This is a genomic window from Carnobacterium maltaromaticum DSM 20342 (genome assembly GCF_000744945.1).
Taxonomy (GTDB): domain Bacteria; phylum Bacillota; class Bacilli; order Lactobacillales; family Carnobacteriaceae; genus Carnobacterium; species Carnobacterium maltaromaticum.
The window spans coordinates 3373289-3398029 of sequence record NZ_JQMX01000001.1 but is presented as its reverse complement, the minus strand read 5'-3'; the positions used below and the strand labels follow the sequence as shown (position 1 = coordinate 3398029).

Annotated in this window: 24 protein-coding genes; 1 reads left to right on the top strand and 23 read right to left on the bottom strand. The window is 30.6% G+C overall.

Annotation, left to right across the window (positions count from 1 at the left end; translation table 11 throughout):
* Positions 1–159: 159 nt before the first annotated feature.
* Complete coding sequence (locus BR77_RS15885; protein WP_010051737.1) at positions 160–810, top strand: deoxynucleoside kinase; 651 nt, start codon at positions 160–162, stop codon at positions 808–810.
* Positions 811–885: 75 nt separating this feature from the next.
* On the opposite strand, the gene wecB (BR77_RS15880) is transcribed toward BR77_RS15885, so the two are convergent.
* From wecB (BR77_RS15880) to BR77_RS15780, 23 genes are all read right to left on the bottom strand, one after another.
* The gene (gene wecB / locus BR77_RS15880; RefSeq protein WP_015077064.1) at positions 886–2034 is read right to left on the bottom strand and encodes a non-hydrolyzing UDP-N-acetylglucosamine 2-epimerase; all 1149 of its coding nucleotides are present in this window, start codon (positions 2032–2034) and stop codon (positions 886–888) included.
* A 305-nt stretch (positions 2035–2339) separates the two neighbouring features.
* Complete coding sequence (gene galU, locus BR77_RS15875; RefSeq protein ID WP_035065723.1) at positions 2340–3215, bottom strand: UTP--glucose-1-phosphate uridylyltransferase GalU; 876 nt, start codon at positions 3213–3215, stop codon at positions 2340–2342.
* 71 nt (positions 3216–3286) lie between these two features.
* Positions 3287–3652 (bottom strand): LCP family glycopolymer transferase, encoded by a 366-nt coding sequence (locus tag BR77_RS15870; RefSeq protein WP_275472461.1) that lies wholly within the window; start codon positions 3650–3652, stop codon positions 3287–3289.
* Positions 3653–3887: 235 nt separating this feature from the next.
* Positions 3888–5012: a non-hydrolyzing UDP-N-acetylglucosamine 2-epimerase gene (gene wecB / locus BR77_RS15865; protein ID WP_035065720.1), complete on the bottom strand. Its 1125-nt coding sequence runs from the start codon at positions 5010–5012 to the stop codon at positions 3888–3890.
* Positions 5013–5020: 8 nt separating this feature from the next.
* The gene (locus BR77_RS15860; protein ID WP_035065717.1) at positions 5021–6130 is read right to left on the bottom strand and encodes a polysaccharide biosynthesis C-terminal domain-containing protein; all 1110 of its coding nucleotides are present in this window, start codon (positions 6128–6130) and stop codon (positions 5021–5023) included.
* A gap of 2 nt (positions 6131–6132) precedes the next feature.
* Positions 6133–7152 carry a polysaccharide biosynthesis protein gene (locus BR77_RS15855; RefSeq protein WP_035065714.1) on the bottom strand — a complete coding sequence of 340 codons (1020 nt, stop codon included), beginning with the start codon at positions 7150–7152 and terminating at the stop codon, positions 6133–6135.
* A 676-nt stretch (positions 7153–7828) separates the two neighbouring features.
* Positions 7829–8002, bottom strand: a complete 174-nt coding sequence (locus BR77_RS19195; RefSeq protein WP_155520231.1) for a hypothetical protein — start codon at positions 8000–8002, stop codon at positions 7829–7831.
* 48 nt (positions 8003–8050) lie between these two features.
* Entirely contained in the window at positions 8051–8176 is a 126-nt protein-coding gene (locus BR77_RS18835; RefSeq protein WP_371861342.1) for a hypothetical protein, read from the bottom strand.
* Between the two features lie 128 nt (positions 8177–8304).
* Complete coding sequence (locus BR77_RS15850) at positions 8305–9222, bottom strand: LCP family glycopolymer transferase (RefSeq protein ID WP_035065713.1); 918 nt, start codon at positions 9220–9222, stop codon at positions 8305–8307.
* A 36-nt stretch (positions 9223–9258) separates the two neighbouring features.
* Positions 9259–10641, bottom strand: a complete 1383-nt coding sequence (locus tag BR77_RS15845; protein WP_035065711.1) for a lipopolysaccharide biosynthesis protein — start codon at positions 10639–10641, stop codon at positions 9259–9261.
* Positions 10631–11785: a glycosyltransferase family protein gene (locus tag BR77_RS15840; protein ID WP_035065709.1), complete on the bottom strand. Its 1155-nt coding sequence runs from the start codon at positions 11783–11785 to the stop codon at positions 10631–10633. Before BR77_RS15840 ends, BR77_RS15845 begins: the two co-directional genes overlap by 11 nt.
* 55 nt (positions 11786–11840) lie before the next feature.
* Positions 11841–13034 carry a glycosyltransferase family 4 protein gene (locus tag BR77_RS15835; RefSeq protein ID WP_035065707.1) on the bottom strand — a complete coding sequence of 398 codons (1194 nt, stop codon included), beginning with the start codon at positions 13032–13034 and terminating at the stop codon, positions 11841–11843.
* 69 nt (positions 13035–13103) lie between these two features.
* The gene (locus tag BR77_RS15830; RefSeq protein WP_185751417.1) at positions 13104–14096 is read right to left on the bottom strand and encodes an EpsG family protein; all 993 of its coding nucleotides are present in this window, start codon (positions 14094–14096) and stop codon (positions 13104–13106) included.
* Positions 14097–14410: 314 nt separating this feature from the next.
* The gene (locus BR77_RS15825; RefSeq protein ID WP_035065703.1) at positions 14411–15565 is read right to left on the bottom strand and encodes a glycosyltransferase; all 1155 of its coding nucleotides are present in this window, start codon (positions 15563–15565) and stop codon (positions 14411–14413) included.
* A gap of 25 nt (positions 15566–15590) precedes the next feature.
* Positions 15591–16565 (bottom strand): SDR family oxidoreductase, encoded by a 975-nt coding sequence (locus tag BR77_RS15820; protein WP_035065700.1) that lies wholly within the window; start codon positions 16563–16565, stop codon positions 15591–15593.
* 2 nt (positions 16566–16567) lie between these two features.
* Positions 16568–17881: a nucleotide sugar dehydrogenase gene (locus tag BR77_RS15815; RefSeq protein ID WP_035065697.1), complete on the bottom strand. Its 1314-nt coding sequence runs from the start codon at positions 17879–17881 to the stop codon at positions 16568–16570.
* The gene (locus BR77_RS15810; protein ID WP_051926773.1) at positions 17874–18986 is read right to left on the bottom strand and encodes a glycosyltransferase family 4 protein; all 1113 of its coding nucleotides are present in this window, start codon (positions 18984–18986) and stop codon (positions 17874–17876) included. The genes BR77_RS15815 and BR77_RS15810 overlap by 8 nt, the downstream gene beginning before the upstream one ends.
* Positions 18987–18996: 10 nt before the next feature.
* A complete protein-coding gene (locus tag BR77_RS15805) occupies positions 18997–20157 on the bottom strand; it encodes a DegT/DnrJ/EryC1/StrS family aminotransferase (RefSeq protein ID WP_035065691.1) in 1161 nt (386 codons plus the stop codon).
* Positions 20158–20170: 13 nt separating this feature from the next.
* Positions 20171–20788 carry an acetyltransferase gene (locus BR77_RS15800; RefSeq protein WP_035065688.1) on the bottom strand — a complete coding sequence of 206 codons (618 nt, stop codon included), beginning with the start codon at positions 20786–20788 and terminating at the stop codon, positions 20171–20173.
* A gap of 1 nt (position 20789) precedes the next feature.
* Entirely contained in the window at positions 20790–21404 is a 615-nt protein-coding gene (locus tag BR77_RS15795) for a sugar transferase (RefSeq protein ID WP_035065685.1), read from the bottom strand.
* Positions 21405–21417: 13 nt separating this feature from the next.
* The gene (locus tag BR77_RS15790; RefSeq protein WP_035065682.1) at positions 21418–23226 is read right to left on the bottom strand and encodes a polysaccharide biosynthesis protein; all 1809 of its coding nucleotides are present in this window, start codon (positions 23224–23226) and stop codon (positions 21418–21420) included.
* Positions 23227–23242: 16 nt separating this feature from the next.
* Positions 23243–24010, bottom strand: a complete 768-nt coding sequence (locus BR77_RS15785) for a tyrosine-protein phosphatase (RefSeq protein ID WP_035065679.1) — start codon at positions 24008–24010, stop codon at positions 23243–23245.
* Positions 24010–24726 carry a CpsD/CapB family tyrosine-protein kinase gene (locus BR77_RS15780; protein ID WP_051926771.1) on the bottom strand — a complete coding sequence of 239 codons (717 nt, stop codon included), beginning with the start codon at positions 24724–24726 and terminating at the stop codon, positions 24010–24012. Before BR77_RS15780 ends, BR77_RS15785 begins: the two co-directional genes overlap by 1 nt.
* Between the last annotated feature and the right edge of the window lie 15 nt (positions 24727–24741).

Below are 24741 nucleotides of genomic sequence, written 5' to 3'. Positions count from 1 at the left end.
CTTCGTTGTTTTCTTACCTCTTTCAGCAGCAACAAAAAATTAATGACTTACGGTAATTAAAATAGTTTCCATAATTCTAAGTTTCTCCTCTAAAATTTATGTTATACTAATCATTGCAAATAAGAGAAGACTGAACTCTTTGATAGGAGTGTGAACGGATTGAAAGGAGCAGATAATGCTGTGATTGTTTTAGCTGGAATGATTGGTGCTGGAAAAAGTACCTATACTAAACTTATTTCAGATGCGTTAGGCAGTGAGGCTTTTTATGAAAGTGTCGATGATAATCGTATCTTAGAAAAATTTTATGAGGACCCTAAACGTTGGGCCTTTTCATTACAAATTTATTTCTTAAATACACGTTTTAGAAGTATTAAAGATGCTTTACAACATCAAAATAATGTTTTGGATCGCTCTATTTATGAAGATGCCCTTTTCACAAAAATTAATTTTGAAGAAGGCAATATGAGTGATGCTGAAATGGATACCTATTTAGATTTATTAGATAACATGATGGAAGAATTAGCTAGTATGCCTAAAAAGTCACCTGATTTACTCATTTATCTTCGTGGTTCATTGGATACTGTTTTAAGTCGTATCAAAAAGCGTGGTCGAAGTTTTGAACAAATTGACGGAAATCAAGATTTATTAAATTACTATACCCATCTCCACAGTCGTTATGATGGCTGGTTTGAAGAGTATGATCAAAGCCCTACACTAGTAATTGACATTGATAATCATGATTTAGAAAACCCGGCTGATGCTGAAAAAGTAATCGCCTTGATTAATGAAACGCTAAAGAACGTAAGATAGAACTAATTCATCTGAGTAAGCATAAAAAATGACCTTCGAGACATTATTCGAGTCTCAAGGTCATTTTTTATTTGTTTATTTCACTTGAAAAGATGCTGGTTTTTCAGTACTTAAACCAAATTCATAAGCAATTGCATCTAAAATTCGTTTTGAAGCTAGTCCATCACCGTATGGATTACTTGCTTCAGCCATTTTTTGATGAGCACTAGGGTCTTCTAATAACTCAGTCATAGCCTCTAAGACAGCATCTGTCTCTGTACCAACTAAACGTAAGGTTCCAGCAGCAACACCTTCTGGGCGCTCTGTTGTGTCCCTTAAAACTAATACTGGAACACCTAACGATGGTGCTTCTTCTTGAACACCACCAGAATCACTCATAATCATATAGCTTCTAGAAGCTAAGTTATGAAAATCAATTACATCTAAAGGCGCAATTAAATGAATTCGTGGATGATTGCCTAAAATTCGGTCTGCTGCTTCTTGAACAACCGGGTTCAAATGAACAGGATAAACAACTTCTACATCTTCATGCTTATCAACAACTTGTCTAATTGCATGGAAAACTCTTTCCATCGGTACACCTTGATTTTCTCTACGGTGCATAGTCATTAAAACCAGACGATTTCCTGAAGCAATTTTCGTTAATACTTCATGTTGATATTCTTCTTTGACCGTTTCCTGTAATGCGTCAATAGCCGTATTTCCAGTGATAAATATTTTATCCGCTGGATGATTTTCTTGCAACAAATTCGCTTCACTTTCAATAGTCGGAGCAAAATACATATCTGCTAAAACATCTGTAACTTGACGGTTCATTTCTTCTGGAAATGGTGAATATTTATTCCAAGTCCGCAATCCTGCTTCAACATGTCCAACTTTAATTTGATTATAAAAAGCTGAAATTCCAGCTGCAAAAGTTGTTGTTGTATCTCCATGAACTAAAACAATATCAGGTTTTGCTTCTTTCATGACTGACTCCAACCCAATTAATACATTTGCTGTAATATCTGCTAATGTTTGACGGTCTTTCATCACATCTAAATCATAATCAGGTTTAATTTGAAAGATATCTAAAACTTGATCTAGCATTTGACGGTGTTGCGCCGTAACTGTCACAATCGATTCAAAGCGTTCTGGTTGGCGTTCCAACTCTAAGACTAGCGGAGCCATTTTAATCGCTTCTGGTCTTGTTCCAAATATAGTCATGACTTTTATTTTTTTCATTATAACCCATCCGTTTCTTAGTTAATAGTTAAGCTTATCAAATTCATTATACCATAGTCTCTTCAATTATTCGTTCAAAAAAAGACAACCTAAAAATTAGGTTGTCATAATCGTTCATTTAGTTAGCTAAATAATGAATTAGTAGAGCAATAATAATTATCCAGCAAGGAATAGCTAATAAAAAAGCATTTCTAATTCCACGATAAAACTCCATAGCCTTCACCTCAGTAAAGTTATCTTACAGAAAAATTATCTCATAAGGATGAAGATTTATTTAAAATTCCAATAAATTTAGGAGCAATCCTTTAGCTTAATTCTTTTGCTAATGCAATTAAATAAGCACGCAAATCTTCCTTGACTTCTGGATGTGTTAAACCATATTCAATACTCGTTGTTAAAAAACCATACTTGTCACCAACATCATGACGAACGCCTTTAAATTCATGAGCAAAAACACGTTGCGTTTTATTTAATGTATCAATCGCATCGGTTAATTGAATTTCATTACCCGCACCAGGTTTTTGATTTTCCAAAATTGTAAAAATTTCTGGAGTTAATAAATAGCGACCAATAATAGCTAAATCACTAGGTGCATCTTCTACTTTAGGCTTTTCAACAAATTTACGCACATTGTAAAGACCCTTTTCAATTTCAATTTCTGGATCAATAATTCCGTACTTGTAGGTTTCTTCATAAGGTACTTTCATTGTCGCAATGACAGAAGCATGTGTTTTTTCATACTTGTCCATCAATTGTTTTGTTAAAGGAATTTTATCTTCCATCAAATCATCACCTAACATGACTACAAAAGGCTCATTTCCAACAAAAGCTTTAGCTTGAAGAACAGCATCCCCTAAACCTTTGGGATACGATTGGCGCACAAAATGTAAATTTAATCCAGTTGTTTCTTCAACTAATTCTAAAAGTTCAAATTTTTCTTTAGCTCTTAAATTAGCTTCCAATTCTGGATTTGAATCAAAATGATCTTCAATCGGTCGTTTACCTTTACCCGTAATAATTAAAATATCTTCAATTCCAGCAGCCTTTGCTTCTTCGACAATAAATTGAATCGTTGGTTTATCAACAATCGGTAACATTTCTTTCGCCATAGCTTTAGTTGCTGGTAAGAAACGTGTACCCAAACCTGCAGCTGGAATAATTGCTTTTTTCACTTTTTTCATGGTTATGCTCCTTCTAATAAAAGGAACACTATTGCATAGCAAAATTCACTATCTCAGTGTCCCTTTTGTATTTATTTTAATTCCAAATTATTACGTAAAATACCTGAAACTCGTGCTAACTCATCTGGAGCAATGATCTGGTAAGAAATATCATTAATCATTTCGCCAGTTCCTTGCATTTGTACTTGCTCGATATTACCGGCTGCCGCCTTATATTTCGCTTGAATGTCGTACATATTATCGAAAGTTAAGTTTGTTTTCATGTTATTTTGTAATGCATTTAAAATATCCTTGTAATTTGTTAATGTAGAGAATGTGGCAGCTTTTTTAACTACAGCTTCAATAACTTGACGTTGACGTCCTTGGCGACCATAATCACCAGTTGGATCATCATAACGCATACGTGAAAATGCTAACGCTTGGGTACCATCAAAAATAAAATTGATGTGAAAAGTAAAATAACCATTAACGGTAATTTAATATTTGAATGACTTCTAGGTATCAAGGTAACTAAGAAGAAGAAAATTATAATGATTCCACTCATAATTTTATTTAATCCACTGTCCCTATTTAATTTTTCCATATTTCCCTCCGAAAAAGAAGTTATTCTTTACAAAAATTAGCTTTGATTATTACATTTTAAGAATACCTCATACATAAAATTCTTACTTTCTATTTTCTCCAAGTAAACTGATTAATTATTTTTGTATAACTTTGAATAATTTTGACTACTTTAATAGAAACATTTGTATCTACATAATCAGGTGCTAGCACTGTTTTTTCATCATGTTCAGCCATTGCTATCGCTAATTCAACTGCTTGCTGTACATCATCAGCTTTAATCCCTGCAACAACCACAGTACCTTTATCTAATACTTCAGGTCTTTCAGTCGATGTTCTTAATAATACACCTGTAAATCCTAACATTGCACTTTCTTCTGATAATGTTCCACTATCAGATAAAACACATAAAGCATTTTTTTGCAGTTGATTATAATCTAAAAAGCCAAAAGGTTTTAACGTCTTTACAAGTGGATGAAATTTAAACTTTCTACCTTCAATATATTTCATACTTCTAGGATGTGCTGAATAAATAATTGGAAGTTGATATTCTTCTGCAATTTTATTAATCGCATTCATTAAATCAAAAAAGTTTTCTTCATTATCTATATTTTCTTCTCTATGTGCAGATACAATCATATATTTATTTTTTTCTAAATTTAACTCTTTTACAATTGTACTTTTTTCAATATTGCTCATATGTTCTTGTAAAACTTCTTGAATCGGAGAACCCGTCACATATATATGCTCTTTTTTAAATCCTTCTGATAATAAATACCTTCTTGAATGTTCTGTGTAAGGTAAGTTTATATCACTTATATGATCGACAATCTTTCGGTTAATTTCTTCCGGAACATTTTGATCAAAACAACGATTTCCAGCCTCCATATGAAAAATAGGAATCTTCAAACGTTTGGCACTAATTGCAGACAATGCAGAATTTGTATCTCCTAAAACTAATAATGCATCTGGTTGTTCACTTGCCAACACCCCAAATGACTTAGCTATAATATTTCCCATAGTTTCTCCTAAATTATCACCGACGCTCTCCAAAAAATAATCTGGTTGTCGCAAGCCTAAATCATCAAAAAAAACTTGGTTTAATGTATAGTCCCAATTTTGTCCTGTATGGACAAGAATATGATCAAAATATCTGTCGCATGCTTTGATAGTAGCAGATAATCGAATAATTTCTGGTCTAGTTCCAATAATAGTCATTAATTTTAGTTTTTTCATAATTAAATTTATACCTCCACGTAGTAAGTATCAGGGTTATCCTGATCGAATATTTCACATGCCCAAAATAATGTAATCAGCTCTTCATCACCACTATTTTGAATAGAATGCGTATATCCAGCAGGTATATCAACCACTTCAAGATTTTCACCTGTTACTTTGTATTCTATCACTTTATCATCATTTACATTTCTAAATTTTATACTAGCACTACCCTTTATAACCAAAAATTTTTCTACCTTAGTATTATGCCAATGATTTCCTCGAGCAATTCCGGGCTTGGTTGTTGAAATAAAAATTTGACCATTGTCTTTTGATTTAATAAATTCAGCTAACCAACCTCGGTCATCACTATTTTTTTTCAAATTATATGAAAAATTAGATTCATCCAAATAAGAAAGATAGGTTGCATATAAATCTCGATTAAATTGATTTTTTAATGATGGCATGACTAAAGTTTTACGATTCTCGTTAAACTGGATTATTTTTTCAGCTAATTCTCCTACGGTACTTTTATATTCTATAGGAACTATACAAAAATTATTTTTTCTAGTCGGTTGGTCTTTTAAGGCACGAATAAACTCTTTGATTACGTCATCAATATAGGATAGAGTAATTTCAGAAGATGGATTATTTATTTCTAAAGGTATCCCTCTTGAACTATTATAGCAAAACGTGGCTACTACACTATTGTAATTTGGCTTACTCCATTTTCCAAAAAGATTTTGAAGTCTATATACCATGACTTCGCAATTATTTCTTTCTCCATAACTAAAAATAATATCTTCCGCTTGGCGTTTACTAATACCATAGGGATTACCATTTATTGCCTGAATAGATGAAGATACAAGTATCGGCACATGGTTCTCATTTTTTTCTAAAAGAGAAATTAAAGTTTCTGTGAAATTCGTATTTCCTTCATAAAATTCAGAATCATTTGTTGGACGATTAACACCAGCCAAATGATAAATAAAATCACATTGTTTGGTAAACTTCTCTAAATCTTCTAATGAATCATCCGAGGTATATTTTTGAATATTAAAAAAACCTTCGTTTTTCAGTTGTGCTATTAAATTTTTCCCTATAAAGCCATCTGCACCAGTAACTAGTATATTCATCTTTAATTTCCCCACTTATCTAACTCATTTTGAATATAGTCCAATTTCAGCAATAATTCTGTTAATCCCTCAATATCTAATTGCTCTGTATTATCAGAGTTGTACTCATCGATATGCACAGCTTCAGTATTTCCATGATCAAAATATTTGCCATAATTTAAATCGCGCTTGTCCGATGGAACTCTGTAAAAATCACCCATATCAATAGCAGTAGCTGCTTCTTCCTTGGTCAATAATGATTCATACATTTTTTCTCCATGTCGTATCCCAATAACTTCAACAGGTACATTTGTTTTAAATATCTTCTGCAAGGCCGCTACTAACGTTTCAATAGTACTAGCGGGTGCTTTTTGAACCATAATATCACCTTGTTGAGCGTTGTTAAAAGCAAAAATAACTAAATCAACTGCTTCTTCTAAACTCATCATAAAACGGGTCATACTAGATTCTGTAACTGTTATTGGATTCCCTTGTTTTAGCTGCTCTACAAATAAAGGTATCACACTACCGCGAGATGCCATTACATTCCCATAACGAGTTCCGCAAACCAATGTTTTATCAGGGTCAATATTTCTTGATTTAGCTACAAATACTTTTTCCATCATAGCCTTTGAAGTTCCCATAGCATTAATCGGATAAGCGGCTTTATCTGTTGACAAGCAAATAACTTTTTTAACACCTTCGTCAATTGCAGCAGTCAATACATTATCAGTTCCAATGACATTTGTTTTAACTGCTTCCATTGGGAAAAACTCGCACGAAGGTACTTGCTTTAATGCAGCAGCATGAAACACAAAATCCACTCCATACATCGCATTTTTCACACTGTTAATGTCTCTAACATCCCCAATGAAATATTTTATTTTAGGATTATTGTATTTTTTTCGCATATCATCTTGTTTTTTTTCATCTCTAGAAAAAATACGAATTTCTTTAATATCGCTTGCTAAAAATCCTTTAAGAACTGCATTTCCAAAAGAACCAGTTCCACCAGTTATTAAAAGTGTTTTATTTTTAAACATTTAGGAATCCTCCATAATAAAATTTTCTATTAATTTAACGGATATTTTCACATCAAATTGCTTTACTAAATAATCTCTACCATTATTACCAAGACTATCTCATAAATTCTTATCTTCTATAAATAATTTCACTTGATTCACAAACTCTTCATGATTTACTGACTCACACCAGTAGCCACACTTGGCTTCATCCTCTATCAATGACTTTAGATCTATAACGGTATCTGTCGCTGCCAATATGGGAAACTTTCATGTCATGGAAGGATAGGTAGCAATTGTAAGTTGGGAATTTAATAAAATTAGTCCTACATCACTTGCTTTCATAATTTTATCATACTCTACTCGTGGTAGTTTAGATATAAATTTTAAGTTACTTGGGTTTTCTTTGTTTATATAGTCTAAAATTTTATTTTTTCAGCTCCATCTCCAACGATTAAAAATAAGATTCTTGGTAATTAGCTAAAATATGAATAGACGCTAATAAAAAATCAATTGCTTACGGTTTTCCTGTATTCCATCCAAAAATGAATATTCGCCGATTCAAAGGCAACTCATATTCACTTCTAATTGGTCATCTATTCTCATTGCATTCGGAAATAGTTCAAACTTATTACTAAGCTTAGATTTTTCTTGTTCATTGATAAAATTGATATTTGCCTTAGACATACAACCAATCCTATCTGAATATTGATAGTTTTTTTAATAACGGCTTCACTTTTAGGGTTGTAATACCTTTTTCAACTAGACCTACAGCAAATTGATTCCCAACTCTGACTCTCAAAACCTCAATATCATTTTCAACAGTCACTTTTGTTTTATCTATATTATTTGATTTTTCTGCTATAACCACAGTAGCAGCATATCCAGATTTTTTTAATTCTTCAACTAATTCTGGATTTTAATCAAAATAATTTTCAATCGTTGGGTTACATTTACCCGTAATAATTAAAATATCTTCAATTCCATCAGTCTTTGCTTCTTCGACAATAAATTGAATCGTTGGCTTATCAACAATCAGTAACATTTATTTCATCAAAGCTTTAGTTGCTGGCAAGAAGTGTGTGCCTAAGCCCACAACTGGGGTTTTACTTTTTTCATTTTATTTTTCCTTCTAGTAAAAGAATCACTACTTCAGTGTTCCTTTTGCAATTATTAAAGTTCTAAATTATTACGTAAAATACCGGATACTCGTGCTAATTCATCTGGAGAAATGATTTGGTAAGAAATATCATTAATCATTTCTCCAGTTCCTTGCATTTGTACTTGTTCAATATTACCGGCTGCCGCCTTATATTTCGCTTGAATGTCATACATATTATCGAAAGTTAAATTTGTTTTCATGTTATTTTGTAGTGCATTTAAAATATCTTTGTAATTCGTTAATGTAGAAAAAGTTGCAGCTTTTTTAACTACTGCTTCAATAACTTGTCGTTGACGTCCTTGGCGACCGTAATCTCCAGTTGGATCATCATATCTATTTCTAGAAAAAGCTAGTGCTTTTTCTCCATCTAAGTGAACCGGACCTTTAGTAAACTCAAATCCATTTTGTTTAAACTCAAGCGGACTATTTACATCGATCCCACCAACAGCATCAACTAAATCCTTAACTCCTTGCATGTTGACTTCTATATAATAATCAATAGGTATATTCAATAAATTTTGAACTGTATTAACAGCCATCGCAGTTCCACCAAAAGCATACGCATGGTTAATTTTATCTGTAGTGCCCTGTCCAATAATTTCAGTATAAGTATCACGAGGAATACTTACTATTTTAGATTCATTAGTGTTTGGATTAACCGTAACAACCATAATAGAGTCTGAGCGACCTTGCTCTGTTCTACCTAAATCACCAGTATCTACTCCTAATAGTAATACTGAAAATGGGTCTTCACCTTTATCCACACTAACTGGGTCATTACGGACCTCATCCTTATCAACTTTCTCATAAATATTATCGGTCGTATTAGTAACATCTCGATAGACTTTAAAAGCATATACACCAATTGCACCAATTATGAGTAAAAATAAACACAATAACATTATTAAAATTTTTTTTGTTTTCGACATACAATTATCTCCTTATCTTGTAAATGCATTTTAAAATTAACACAGTTCGTTATTTTTTGAGGATTCAATTCTGGTCTTTTCTTTTAAATAATTGTTTATTGTAACGGGTTGAATGATACAAAAAGGGATTAAAACCAAAATATTAGCCATTATTACAACAATCCAACTATTGAAAAAATAATTTAAAACATAAACTATCGGCAATTTTATTATCGCACCTACAGTAAAAAAAAGCAATTGAGTCTTTAATATTCCCATACCATTTGCTATGCTAGAAAGAACACTATTCCATATCATTAGACTACCAAATATTGCAAAAATAAAAGCATATGTGAAATTAATTTCAATTGTATTTTTTCCTAACCAGAGATTAACTAGTGCTTGTAAGAAAGGAATTAGTAAAATTTCCAACACAACAGCTAAAACAGCTGTTTTTTTTAGTATTCGGTATAATTTAACTATCCAAGAATACTTTTCTTCTGAAAACGCCTTTGTTACAGCTGACCAAATAGGGGTTAATGCTAATGAAAAAAAAGTTCCAATTAAAGTAAATAATCTATTGTACACCTGATACTCTACAACTTTATCTGGACCAGCAAACCAAGATATCATAATATCATTAGTTGCGGTTAAAATCATATACATGACTTGGATCCAGAAAAAAACACCTCCTAGTTTCATCACATCGTAAGCTAATTGTTTTGTAAAAAATTTAATATTTGGAGCACACCCCTTTAAAGATCCAGTGAAAATAAATACTGTAGCTATTAATAAAGGAAGGTTAACGGCTAATATATTTACATAAGCAAAATTAATTAAATTTTGTTCCACTGTTGAGGAATGAGCGAAAAGCACATACATCAATTGAATAATAGTCGAAATAAGAGTTAACAAATTAGGCACAACGGCTTTTTGTAGTGCATAAAATATGGAAATAACAAGTCTTAATAGAAACTGAATCATGATTCCAATAAAAATTATTTGTGAAACCTTCAATAAGACATCCGCAGATAGTATATCTTTCGGAACATTAAAAATCAGATTAAAGTCAATGATTGGAAAAATAAAATAACTAACACCATATGATATACAAACAATTAAAAACATAACTAGATAAGCGGAAGAGATGTATCTCTTTACTTTATCTTTATCTCTATCTACTAGAGCCGTTACCAAATTATTTCTTAAACCATTTCCTATCCCTAAATCAAAAGTAAGTATCCAAGATAAAACAGATAAAGCAGTAAACCAAAAGCCTAAAATTAATTGATTATCAAAATATCTCATATATGCTGGCAATGTAAACAAACTTAAAAGCATTGCCCCACCTTTTATCAAAAAAGAACCAAATATATTTGATAAAATCTGTTTATTAGAACTTCCTAACTTTTCAAGGTACTCTTTTATTCTATGAATCATTATTTTCTCCTTCGCAAATTATATCTTTTAACTGGCTTCTAAATTCACGATTTAATTTACCAATAGAATCTATTCCACTGTATTCATCATTAAAATCGATTTTTTTTATACTATCAGCAAGATTAATAGGGGAATCACCTTCATAATAATATAAAAGATGGTTGACTTTGCATACCTCCAACACCTTCAATCTAACTGAAACAACGCGTAAATTGTTACTTAGATAAGAAAATATTTTAGAAGGAAATGATGTTTCATTAAAATTTGTTTTAGATCTTTGGGTACTTAACCCTAAATCACATTTTTGAAGAAATTTATTATAATCATCACCAAAAAAAACTCCATCATAGCTAATAACACACTCTGTTTTATTCTTATATTTTTTTATTTTGTCTTTCAGGTCACCAATATCTTCTTCTCTTCCAAAACCAATAATATGAAGATGAAATAGATTACTTAAATGCAGAGCTGCGTCTAGAGCAATATCAGCTCCCCCTTTATATTTATCTATTATACCTGAATAGACTAAATGTTTTTTATTATCGTTAAATTTCACTTTATTTATTTCTTTTTTTAGATATATGCCATTACAAATAACTGTAGGTTTAGAACTATTTATAGATTCTCTAAATAGCTCTGTTGAGTAAATAAATGCATCTGCACTATTTATTACCGCCATTTCCATTTTTTCAAAAAAATAATTAACATTTTTAACATCACTATACTTCTCTTCAAGCTCTAAAATTAAATAGATACCTTTTATTTTTTTTAGTAAATATACGCACAAAAAAAGATATGGCGAATGGTAAACAATAATTTTTTCATTTTTCTCAGAATTTTTCATTATAAAAAAAAATAAAGAAATAGTACTATAAAAAAGACTAATAAACTTAAAAAATTTATTTCCCCACGGTAGTGTTTTGAAGAGTCTAAGTTTAACATCTTTTCTTATTTCACTTATGCTACCAGAATATTTCTGTTTGTTATATGTCCATGAAGGGGAAATAATGTCAACAGAAAACTCTTCACAGACAAGTGAGTCAATAATATAATCCATTTTATTGGTAGCTGATAATACATAATTTCTATTTTCTTTTTTATTTTCTTCTCTGTCATAAAAACCAATATATTTTATTTTTTTCACAATAAACAATCCTTTCAACTTGATAGTTAATTATTTGGATTAAAAATATATTATTCTACTTTAACAATTGATCTATTTCTTCTAGCAGTTCTTTTAACGCAAATTCAGGTAAATGTTTGCTCATAGTATTAGCAAAATTAGCTTCTCCTAGTTGTCCCCTCAGTAAAGAGTTATTTTTTACTAACATTATCTTATCAGCCAAATCTTTTTCATCACGATTATCAAAGTACAGCCCATTTTTTAAATCTGTAATAAATTCATATATATTGGAGAAATTAGAAATGAGAACAGTTTTTTTGAATAACCCCACTTCAAAAGCAGGTCTGGCTTGATGAGATTTGGTCATAGGAAACACCAAAATATCACATGCTGTATAGGGAATACTCATATTCTTTTGAACCCCAATAAACTCTATTTTTCCTTGTAATCTGTTAACTTCAATATACTTTTCTATTTTTTTTGAAAATAATAATTGGCCCGTTCTCATAATCCATTCTTTCTTACTGCCTTCTTTTAGTCCAGAACCTGCTATTATAATTTTTATATTTTCATGTTCTAATATTTTTAATGCCTTCAGTAATGTATAAATTCCTTTTATTTTATTCACGCCACCTACATAAAGAATATTAAACGCAGAGGAATTGATTCCTAATTCTTTACAAGCCATTTCTTTAGAGTAATTACTGTTGTACACAGACATATTTATAAAATCATGAGAAATAATTTTTTTTGCTTTTTTTAAATTAGCCTGAGAAGAATCGAACTCTGATAAAAATATCACACTATTAAAATTATCCAACATGTTATTAATCAAGTTATTAATGAGATTTTTAGGATTTCCTTTAACTGTCTCTCTTACAAAACATATACTTTTTATTTTTTTAATCTTAGTTAATTTTCCAAACCAACACATCACTTTAGAATTTACCATAACTAAATCAGGTGATTCTTTTTCTAAAATTTTATTCCAATAATTTTTTTGAGTTAATATTTTTAAAGAATGATACCAAAACTTTGGATTAAAAATATTATTACCACCACTATAATAAGTAATTTTAGCAAATTTTATTGAGCATTCTACCGACTCTATATTTTCTTTTTTTAAGTACTCATGAAAATCATTTGGATAAGTAGTCAGATACAAAACTACCTCATGATCATCTTTAAGTTCTTTCAGGATATTAAGTAAACTTATGCTCCCACCACCTATTAAACCAGAATGATGGATTAACATAATCTTTTTTTTCATAATAATCACTCCATCCTTATCTTTACAAAGTTATTTATTGAAAATATCATGATGCTTTTCTGTTTATTTCTATTGCCAAAAGAATTTATAATCATCAATCTTTAAAGAGCTTCCAGGGGTAGAAATAATAAAACTTAGTAAAGGAAAAATTAAACATAAAGTTTTTGCAATGAATCTATCTTTGTTATTTTTTATAGATTCAATAACATTAGGAATTAGGATCATGACATAAAAGCTAAAATAATAACTCATCCTTTCAAGTAAATTAATTTCCAAAGATAATATATTTAGAACTATAGTTACACATGAGAAAAAAAATACAATAGACATGAGATTTTCATCTTTTTTATCTATATTCTTCCAAAAAAATAAACAAGCTAAAGGGATTAGCAAACTAACTATTATTACAATTGGATTTACATTTATTATTTCAAAGGAATGGCTATACTTAAGGTATTTTTCTGGCACAACCATTAAACTTAAACTAGCAATATTTTTCCTAAAAATAAAGGTTAAAATAGAAAATAAATAGACTATAGTTGCTGTTTTTTTATTTAACTTTATTTTTCTCACTAAATATACAGGAAAAAATATTATTGCTGAATTATGAAAATAATAAGCTATAAAAATGAATATTATGAATAAAACAGGCCTGTTTTTTCGCATAAGCATAAAGGCAAGCGCAGTAAACATAACCGCTATCGTTTGTCTTAATCCTGTTAAAGACATTGCAAACATACCTATTGTTAAATATAAATAAAAGCTGAAAAATATATTTTTGGAATATTTATAATACAAAATTGATAGGACAAGCGTACAGAATAATGCTAATAAGGCTAAATATTGTTGAAAGGATAAATTTAAATCTCTTAAATAATTATTTAAATATGAATATGCTAGCTCTGTAGGTCTTAGCACATCAGTATAATATTGAAATTTATAGTTTGACAAATCACTCCCTACATATTCTCCTCTTAAAGACATGACTAAAAAAATTCCTAAGCCCATAAAAAAAACGAACATTTTTTTATATTTTTTATTTTTAGGTAAGCTAAAATCCAAATTTATTTGGTTTTTAATCAGATTTATGCATAACCAATAAAAAATTAAAATAAAATATATTTGCATGTTATCTCCTTTTCGCTATCCAACAATTAGTTAATTAGCTTTTTATAATTAGTTAAAGTTTCTAAATTTAGTATACCATTACTTTTTACAAGCTAAAACTTGCTTAGAGTGTAGCTAACAGAATACAACTCTCACCAAAATTTAAAAAATAATATAGCTATCTCTATGATGTTATAATACCATATTTTAACGGCATCTTTTAACTCCATATTAACAATGTACTTTTCTATATACACTTTGACTATTATTTATTCTAAAAATAGCTTTGAAAACTCTTCGATATAATTGTTATAATCAAATATATTCTGATATTTAAAGTTTTTTTTCATATCCAATAGATCACTAGCTGACATATTAAGAATAGAGTCAAATTCATCTTGATCTAGTTTGTCGTCTGTATTTATAAAAAATCCATTAACTCCATTATCCATATAAGTTTGTAAATCACTAGTTTTATTGGTTATAACAGGAGTTCCAAGAGACATTGCTTCTACATACTTTGTGGGAAATCCAGCCATGTTAACTCTATTTACTTCTCTTAAAAAAATATAAAAATCAGCTTTTTTTATTATTGGTAGAACTTCAGAATGTTCAATTCTTCCCATTAGATATATCCCTTTTTTCTCCAAATCAATACTAATATATTGCGGATATATATTGTTTAATTCTTTTCTATTTACTCCAATAATAAGAAGCTCTGCTTTTTTTTCACCATCTTTCATATTATTAAAAAGATCAATAATCCAATTTAATTTATCCTTTTTCATTCCTGGAGAACCTGCATAAACTAAATTTATTTTCTTATCATGTTGTTCACTATTACAATTTTCTAACAGCCACTTCTCTTCACTCTTATCTACTAAAGGTGGTATTAATATTACATTTTCAGATGAATTATAATAATCAAATAAAAATTGGCTAATACATATTATACCAAAACATTTCTTTGTGATATAGCGCATCCTGATTTCAGTATCAATATATTTTATTAAGCCATGTATATTTTTTTTATCAGGAGTGTACCATTCTGTAGTATCTGCTATCAGTTTAATTTTGTTAGTTTTGCAGTATAAATATAGCTTATACATTGCTACAGCAGGAAAATTATAACAAATAATTGTATCGTATTGTTTCCCTGTCCGCTTTATTATCTTTTTAACATTTTTTATTGATGCTATGAAAACTACCCATTCCATCAAATTTTTGGGGTAGTCAACTTCATAATAGGGAAATCCATATATGATTTTTTTATCTATATACGCATTTTTCTTAGTCACTCCAATAAAATCAATTTCATGTCCTAACTTTTTTAATGCTTTTGCATTATTTAGCACTCTATGAGCGGCAGCGTTTTTATCTGGTAATTCAAAACCACCTATATACAGAATCTTATTATTTTTCAAGTTAGTAACCTCATCCTAAAATATATTATAAATTGTGTTTATACCAATTTACGGCCTCTCTTATTCCCATATAAAAATCAAATTCTGGTAAATAACTTAACTTTTCCTTTGCTTTTGATATATCTGCGTTGGAATGTTTTACATCTCCAACTCTTTCAGGGCCAAAAATTGGACTAACATCTTTATTTAACAATCCCTTTAATTCTTCAAATAATTCTATTAAACTAACTTGTCCACCATACGCAATATTAAAAGCTTCTCCTTGCACATCATTAGAAGAAATCATCGCTTTTAAATTAGCTTCAATTACATTTTCAATATAAGTAAAATCTCTAGATTGGCTACCATCTCCATTAAAAATAGGCGCTTCATCATTTAACAAAGCCTTAACAAATTTAGGAATAACAGCAGCATAATAGCCATATGGATCTTGCCTTCTTCCGAATACATTAAAATATCTCAAACCAATAGTTTCAAGACCATATAAATTTGAATACAAGCGACCATATTCTTCAGCAACTTTTTTAGTCAAAGCATAAGGAGATAAAACATTGCCTTCTATTCCCTCTTTTTTTGGTAAATTAGGCTCATCACCATAAACCGAAGATGATGATGCATAAACAAATTTTTTTACATTATTTTGTCTAGCAGCTTCCATCATATTTAAAGTGCCTTTTATATTTATTTCTTCATATTTTAAAGGCATTTCTATACTTCTAGGTACACTTCCCCACGCAGCTTGATTTGAAACGTAATCAACATCTTTACAAGCTGTATTGCATGTATTAAAATCTACAATGCTACCTTCAATAAATTCAAAATTTTCATTTTCAAAAAAGGGTTGGATATTTTCCAATTTCCCTGTAGATAAATCATCTAGACATCTAACGCTATAACCCATTCTCAAAAGTGCTTCACACAAATTAGATCCAATAAATCCTGCTCCACCAGTTATTAAGAATAATGAATTCTCTGGAAATTTAACATCTTTATAGCCCATAACTAAAACCTCCAATAATTGAAATTATTTTCTTTCATATCTGCCTTGTTCAAAATTCCTTTAAGATCCAAAATCACTTTTTCTTTGCCAGCGTTATAAAAAGAATTCCAATTTTCTAGAGAGTATGAACAAAACTCTTCATGGTTAACTGCAATTATTATCGCATCTAACTCTTTCATTTCCTCATAGTTATTTAACTTTAAATCGTATTCATGTAATGCCTCTGTCTTATCGGCTACTGGATCAAAAACTAAAGGCTCCACACCATATTCTTTAAGTTCTGTTACAATATCTATTACTCTTGTATTCCTTGTATCAGGGCAGTTTTCTTTAAATGTAAAACCAAAAATACCTACTCTAGCCTGCTTAACTAATTTATCAGTTTTAATTAATTGCTTAATTGTATTTTCAACTACATATTTCCCCATGCCATCATTAATTCTCCGACCTGCTAAAATTATTTGAGAATGGTATCCTGATTCTTCAGCCTTATAGGTTAAATAATATGGATCAACACCGATACAATGTCCACCGACTAGACCAGGTTGAAAGTTCAAAAAGTTCCATTTTGTTCCGGCTGCTTTCAAAACAGCTTGTGTATCAATTTCTAATTTATTAAAAATAATAGATAATTCGTTCATAAAAGCAATATTGATATCTCTTTGAGAATTTTCAATTACTTTAGCAGCTTCAGCAACTTTGATACTTTCCGCTCTATAAACTCCTACATCGACAACCAATTCATAAACTTTAGCAATTATATCTAAAGATTCTTGATCCATTCCTGCAACTACTTTAATAATGGTTTCTAATCTATGAATTTTATCACCTGGATTTATTCTTTCTGGCGAGTACCCAACTTTAAAATCAATACCACATTTTAAGCCAGAAAATTTTTCAAGAATAGGAATGCAGATGTCCTCAGTTACACCTGGATAAACTGTAGATTCATATACAACTATCGAACCTTTCTTCAAGTTTCTTCCAAGTAATTCGCTAGCTGAAGTTATCGGACCTAAATCTGGCGTTTTGTCCTCTTTTATAGGGGTAGGAACAGCAACAATATGAAATCTCGCTTTTTTCAAGTCTTCTTGATTTGAAGTGAAGTACACTTTAGTTTTACGAATAACTTCATTTCCAACTTCCTTAGTTGGGTCAATCCCTAATTTATAAGTATTAATTTTTTCTTCACTTAAATCAAATCCAATTACGTCAACTTTTTTAGCAAAAGAAACTGCTATTGGCATACCTACGTATCCTAATCCAATTAATGAAATTTTTTCTTTTTTCTTAATAATATCCTCTATTTTAATCATTACAATCTCCTCCAATAAGGTTATCTATGACTACTTTATATTTACTAACAATAATAGTACGATCAAATTCGTTTTCAATTTTTTTACGAGATTTTTGTCCCATACACTTTCTTTCATCCTTATTTAATGAAATAAATTGATTGATTTTCTTAACTAGATCTTCCTTATCCCCAACTTTGAAAGTATAACCATTACTATTTTCATCAATAATTTCTTTGCAACCACTTATGTTAGATGCAATCAATGGTCTAGCAGATGCTCCAGATTCTAGCAATACATTAGACATTCCTTCATGATAGCTAGGTAACACGACACAGTCGCTATTATTAATGTATTTTTGAATATCTTTATCGAATCCATGGTATATAATTATCTTTTCTTCAACGTATTTACGTAATACTTTTTCATATTCTAATTCTTCCATGCTACCGATAATGTGAAATTTGCAATATTTATATTCTTCTTTAATTTTTTTAGCAGCATATAAATACTCTTCGATACCTTTTTCTTTCATTATTCTACCAATGAAAATAAAATCAAGGCTTTCTTTTTCTTGATCAATAGCAATTGGTAAAAATTGATGTATATTAACACCAGATCCAGGAATTAAAAGTTTTTTCTTCCCTCTAATTTTATTTCCCTCAAAAATATCCATATTTTCTTGGTTTTGAAAGAAAACAAATTCAGCTTTTTTCAAGCTAAATCGGTATAAAAAAGAGATTACTTTTTTTATTAAATTTTCCGCCTGAAACACACTGCCAATTCCTGTTATATTTGCGATATATTTTTTCTTTTTGAGCCTAGCAATTAAGCCACCATATATATTAGGCTTAATTGTATAACTTAAAATGACATCTGGATCTATTTCTTTCACAATTTTTTCATACAATATAAGTAGTTTTAAATCTTTAATAAGATTCATTCCACGTCTATCTATTGGCGTTTCATAGTATATACAACCCATATCAATCAAATCTTGAATTCTTTCTCCTTGAGGAAGTGAAATATATACACTATATCCACTTTCTATTAACTTTTTTATAATTTCTTTACGGAAATTGTACAATCCTATGTCATTGTTGGCTAAAATTAATACTTTTTTCATCAAAAAACTCCTATTTTTTGTTGAGTGCTATTTTTTTTATAGCTTCAATAACTCGGTTTTGTTCTGCATTTGTCATGTTAGATCCAGATGGTAAACAAAGCCCATTGGCAAACAACAATCCTGCCGTTGATTCTAATGAATTTTTGTCTTTATAGAATTTATTATCTTTAAACAAAGGTTGCATGTGAAGTGGTTTCCACAATGCTCTGGTTTCAATATTTGCTTCATTCATTTTATCCATAATCTCATAAGGATTTAATTGGATAATTTTTTGATCAATAGTTAAAGTCGTCAACCAACGATTTGATTTTGTTCCATTTAATTCTGGCATAAATTGTACATCTTCAATACCTGCTAACTCTTGATAGTACGTATCAAATATTTCTCTCCTACGTGCCACACGCTCATCCAATACTTGTAATTGTGCAATTCCAACACCTGCTAAGATATTGCTCATGCGATAATTATAACCAACCATCGAATGTTGATAATGAGGGGCCTCATCACGTGCTTGGGTAGCTAAAAATCTAGATCTAGCAATAATTTCTTCATCATCAGAAATTAAAACACCACCCCCTGAAGTCGTGATGATTTTATTTCCATTAAAAGAATAGATACCAATTTTTCCAAGGGTCCCGCTTTTTTTGCCTTTATACTCTGCTCCTAATGATTCCGCAGCATCTTCAATAATTGGAACATTGTAACTATTAGCAATTTCCAAAAGTTCATCCATCTGCGCACTTTGGCCATATAAGTTTACAACAATAATAGCTTTGGGTAATTTCCCCATTTTTTTTGCATCTGAAAGTGCTCGTTCTAAAGCAAATGGAGACATATTCCATGTTTCAACTTCGGAGTCAATAAAGGTTATGTCAGCGCCTAAATATAAAGCTGGATTGGCACTTGCGACAAAAGTAAAGGTTGAACAGAACACCGAATCCCCTTGTTTAACTCCTAAAATATCTAGAGCTAAATGAATAGCACCAGTTCCAGAACTTGTCACTGATGCTCCTTTAACGCCAGCATAAGCTGCTATATCTAATTCAAATTGGTTAACATTAGGTCCTAAAGGTGCAATCCAATTCTCTTTAAATGCGTTATTTATATAGTTTTGTTCATTACCTGACATATGTGGTGATGATAAAAGAATTCTTTTGTTTTCAGCTACCATTTATAATTCCTCCTTAGTTTCCTAATTCTTTAGCTGGATTTCCAACCATAACTTGGTTTTTATGCACATTTTTCGTGACTACAGCACCTGCACCAATCACGGCACCTTCACCTATATGGATTCCTGGTAGTATCGTTGCATTAGCTCCAATATGCACCAAATTATCTGTTTTTACTCCGCCAGTTAAAACCGCTCCTGGAGAAATGTGACAAAAATCACCGATTTTACAATCATGTTCAACTATCGCTCCTGAATTGATTATAGAGTGCATACCTATTCGTACATTAGGATTAATAATCACTTTCGGCATCACAACTGAACCAGTTCCAACAATTGTATCATGAGCTATCATACTAGATGGGTCAATCAATGTTGCATAGTTAATCTCAGAAAATCGTTCATATATCTTTTTTCTTATTTGATTATTTCCAATCGCAATGATTGACTCTTCAAACTGATTTTTATTATTTTTAATTTCGCTTAAGGGCGAATATATAATCTTATTTTCTTCAAATTGATTTTCAATCGTATCGTCAGCAAGAATTGCTAATCGCTTGTTTGAACTTCTATCAATCATCATTCTGATAACTTTACTATGTCCACCATTTCCAATAACTAAAATAGTTCCCATACTATTCACAATCCTTTGATCCAGTAAATTTAGCAACAGTTACATGATTTTCGCTCGCTATATCTGCGCGTTTTGCTAGTTTGTAGAATGTTAAAAAGATAATTTTAATATCCAACCACAGACTAGAATTTTCCGCATAGTAAACATCTAATTTAAACTTTTGTTCCCAAGTAATCGCATTTCTACCATTTACCTGTGCCCAACCTGTGATTCCAGGTTTAACTTCATGACGCTTTTTTTGTATTTGTGAATACAATGGTAAATACTCAACCAATAAGGGACGTGGACCAATAAAGCTCATATCACCTTTCAACACATTAAAAAGTTGGGGTAATTCATCCAAACTTAATTTACGAAGATACTTGCCAAACTTCCCTAGCCTAATTTCATCAGAAAATAATTTATTGTTACTATCTCTTTTTTCATTCATAGATCTAAATTTATAAATTGTAAATATTTCTCCATTTAAACCCGGTCTCTGTTGTTTAAATATAATTGGTCTTCCTAAGAATATAGCGACAAAAAAGGCAGTTAAAATAATAACTGGACTAAGTATGATTATCAATAGTAAGGAACAACTAAAGTCAATTAATCTTTTAAAAAAACTTTTGTACATACTTGTTCCTCCTTTATTTTACATTCGTAAAGTTTAAAATATCTTTTCTAATTTTACTCTCATCGCTTCTACTAAGTTCTGCAATAAATTGCTCTACTTCTTTAATGCTAGTCGATGACACTTTACCAACAAATATTTTATCGTAGACCTTCTCATTTGTTTTCTCACCATCAACTAACAACTCTTCATATAATTTTTCACCAGGTCGGATACCTGTTTCAATAATCGCAATTTCTTTTTCAGTATACCCACTTAATTTTACAACTTTTTTGGCTAAGTCAACTATTTTAACGGGTTCCCCCATATCTAGAATGAAGGTTTCTCCACCTTTAGCCAAAGCACCCGCTTGAATAACTAATCGACTAGCTTCTGGAATTGTCATAAAATAGCGTGTCATTCTAAAATCAGTAACTGTAATCGGCCCACCATTTTCAATTTGTTCTTTAAACAAAGGAACCACACTACCACGGCTACCTAGTACATTTCCAAATCTAACAGCAGCAAATTTAGTTTCACCCGGTTCATTTAAGCCTGTTACAATCATTTCTGCAATCCGTTTTGTCGCTCCCATCACATTAGGTGGATTTACTGCTTTGTCTGTTGAAATCATGACAAAACTTCCAACATCTGCAGCTTTTGCCGCTTCTGCCATATTTTTTGTGCCATAAATATTGTTTTTAACAGCTTCTTTTGGATTACACTCCATCATCGGTACATGCTTATGAGCAGCCGCATGGTATACTCGATCTGGTCTATATTCTTTCATGATTTCAAAGATACGTTCACGATCTTGAATATCTGCAATAACCGGAATAATCTCCGTATCACTTCCAAAAATCTGACCTAATTCTTTGTGGATCAAATAAATTGAGTTTTCACCATGTCCTAATAAAATTAATTTTCTGGGATGAAATTTCATAATTTGACGGCAAATTTCAGATCCAATTGATCCACCTGCTCCACTGACTAAAACTGTTTTTCCGTGTAGTTTTTTAGAAATTTGCTGCATATCCAACTTAACTTCTTCGCGACCTAGTAAGTCTACTACATCAATTTTTCTGAAACGGCTAACTGATAATTTACCATTTAAAACATCTTCAACTGAAGGCATTAAATTGAATTTAACGCCAGATTGATTACAGATATCTAAAATATATTCATATTCAATTGCTTTTAAAGAAGGAATAGCAATTGTAATTTGGGCAATATCATACTCATGAACCAGTTCCGGTATATCTTCAATCAGACCGATAACAGGTATTTCATATAAATAAGTATTTTGTTTTGTTTGGTCACTATCTACTATCCCAATAATCTTAAGTTCATTATCATTTTTTCTTGAACTTTTAATAAAGACACTGCCACCTTCTCCAGCTCCAACAACCAATGTTCTTATTTTGTTTACTTTTTGCTCACCATCTAAGTGTTTATTTCTCATCTCAATCAAAATGCGCCATACAATTCGGCTACCGGCAATTATGAACAAAGAAAATACATACATAAGTACTAGAAATCTCCAACTTATATTATTAATCGCTAACAAAGATACTAAACTAGCAGAAAAGAAAGCCAAGCTAACACAAATAAAAACATTTAAAATTTCTTTTAGGCTAGTATAACGATTTATCTTTGAAAACAATTTAAAATATGTCGCTAAACCCATATAACTAAACAGACAGATTCCAACAACACCAATATAAAAACTATTAGAAGGATCAATATATGGGGTTAAAAAAATATATGCTGCAATACTTGATAAGATTATCGCTAAACTATCAAGACTGATTAAAATGATTTTTTTGACATTTCTCGTCAAGATCATTTTGATACTCCTCCTTTTAAAACAAGCCAAAAATTTTATGTTCTTTTACATTTTTTGGTGCATTTACATTAATTATTTCACCATTAATTAAATCTTTTGTTAGTTGCTTAAAACTTTCAGCTTTTCTATTTCCAAAATCTTGCCCCAACTTGTCATAAGCTGCTTTCATTAAAAAGCTTCTAGAAGTCGTATTATGTGCATCTGACGCAATAAAGTGAACAAGATTTGCCTCCAACATTTGTTTGCTCACTTTTTGAATTTTTTTACCAAATTTACCTAAATAACTCCCAGCTGTTAACTGTGCTAAAGCCCCTCTTTCAATAAATGGTTTTAATGCATTAGGGTTATCCATAAATACTTGGTTGCGCTCTGGGTGAACAATGATTGGAATAATACCTTTTTTACTTAGTTCGAAAAATAAATTTTCTGAATAAGCTGGAACAGACATTGTTGGAAACTCAATTAATAAATACTGGTCTTCCTCATCAATAAACTGAATCTTTCCGTCAGCTATTTCTTCCATTAACTCGCCGTTGATTCGTACTTCTTGCCCTGGAAATAAGCTGATTGGAATTTCTCGTAAATCAAATTCGTTTTGCAACTCTATCAATTTTTGATTGATTTCGTTTTTTTCATTGATGAAAACACCATTTTTATGATGAGGTGTCACTAAAATATGTGTAATTCCTTCAGCTATTGCCATATGAGCCATAGCTAAGGAATCTTCTAATGATTGAGCCCCATCATCAATACCTGGTAGGATATGACAATGTAAATCAATCATTAGTTTTCACCTTCAATTCCATAATACTTGTAAGCTTTAACTTTTCTTTTTTCTAATGCATTAAAAATTGTTCCAACTACATTAGCGTTGACTATATCAAGTAATTGTTTAGCTTTCAAAACTGCTTCTTTAGTAGCAATTCCATTACGAATAACAAAAACTGTTCCATCTGTTTTTGATGCCATTATTTGCGCATCTGTTACAGATACAATTGGTGGCATATCAAAAATAACTAAATCAAAAGTTTCTTCTAGAATTTCAATTACACGATTCATCTTTTTTGAATCTAATAATTCTGAAGGATTAGGAGGAATTGGGCCACAAGTTAAAATAAATAAATTTTCAGTATTGGTTTCATGGACAACATCACCAAGTACGACTTCTTTTTCTGTTAACAGTGTTGTTAACCCTTCATGATTTGATAACTTAAAGGTTTTATTAACAGATGGTTTTCGCATATCTGCATCCACTAACAAAACTCTCTTGCCTTGTGTCGCAAAGACAACCGCTAAATTAGCTGACGTTGTTGATTTCCCTTCACCTGGTCCTGACGAAGTGAAAATTAATGATTTTAAATCTCGGTCAATCATTGAAAATTGAATATTCGTTCTAATGGTTCTGAATTGTTCAGCAACAACAGAATTAGGTTTTGTTACAGTGACTAAACTAGCACCATTTTTTTGACTTTCAATCAATTGTTCTCCTGAATAATTCATAGAATTTCTGATACT